Here is a 1,216-nt window from a genome sequence, read left to right on the forward strand (position 1 = left end):
TGGATTGTCAACACTAAATCAAACAACTTTTTTAAGGGATAATTTTTTATATTCTAGAGGACTTAAGTAGCCAAGAGTTCCATGAATTCTTAGCTTATTAAACCAGTTCACATAGTCTCCAAATTCGAGCGTTAGCTGGGATAAGTTCGTAAACTTTTTTTGATTGGCGAACTCAGTCTTAATGATTTTAAAGGTCGCTTCCGCGACGGCGTTATCATATGGACAACCTTTCATACTAAGTGAACGGCCAATTTTAAACGTGGTTAACGTTTCATCAATTAGCTTGTTTTTAAATTCATTCCCTCGATCTGTGTGGAAGAGCTGAATATCATGAAGGTTTCCTTTGATGGATGCAAATGCGCGTGCCACAAGCTGAGCGTCCTTATTAGGCCCCGTACTAAAGCCAATAATTTCACGATTAAAGAGATCGACAAAGACACATATGTAATGCCATTTATTTTTGACTTTGACATATGTTAAGTCGCTGACCACTACTTTTTTCTCTTCTTTTTGTTGAAATTCCCGATTTAATTCGTTAGCCAGGACTGACTCGTTACATGAGGATTGCTGCGGTTTGTATTGAGCGACTGTATAAGATGATACAAGCCCTTGCTCTTTCATAATCCGACCAATTCGGCGTCTGGAGACCGTTAGGTCGAGCTTCATTAACTCTACTTTAATCTTACGTGTTCCGTATACCTTACGGTTCTTTTCAAATATTTCTATAATGGCGTGCGTGACATCATCTTCTGAGTTTCGTTCTTTTGATTCGTAATAATAGGTGCTCCGCGATAGATCCAGGACGTTACACATGGCTGATACCGAGTATTTGTCTTTGTTTCGCTTAATAACATTTACTTTCGTCCTAGTATCAGCGCTGCTTGCTTTAAAATATCATTCTCCATCTGTAACTGTTTCAATTCTTTTCGCAGCTTGATAAGCTCGCTTTCCTCGGGAGAACGGTTATCTTTTTCCTTAAAGGAACCTGTGTTTTCACCCTGTTGAATCCATCGATCTAAAGAAGAAGGAGTAAGTTCATATTCTTCAATAAGAGCCTTTCGTGTTTTTCCGTTTTGATAGAGTTGAATCATCTGTTTTTTAAATTCGGAAGTGAATGTACGGCGTTCTCTTTTCGTCATTTTGAGTGCTCCTTATCTGTAATAAGTTAAGTGTAGCTGCCCTTAAAATATCTGTCCAGATAAGTGTAGACGATTCA

Annotated in this window: 1 protein-coding gene; it reads right to left on the bottom strand. The window is 38.3% G+C overall.

Annotated elements, in window-relative coordinates:
- Positions 1–18: 18 nt before the first annotated feature.
- Positions 19–1,139 (bottom strand): IS3 family transposase gene (locus N9I19_RS24815; RefSeq protein WP_317779343.1). Its coding sequence is split into 2 segments (ribosomal slippage): positions 19–890 and positions 890–1,139, totalling 1,122 coding nucleotides; the frame shifts between segments, so codons are not numbered across the junction.
- Positions 1,140–1,216: the final 77 nt, after the last annotated feature.

Source organism: Peribacillus sp. CSMR9, from assembly GCF_033141925.1.
Classification (GTDB): domain Bacteria; phylum Bacillota; class Bacilli; order Bacillales; family DSM-1321; genus Peribacillus; species Peribacillus simplex_A.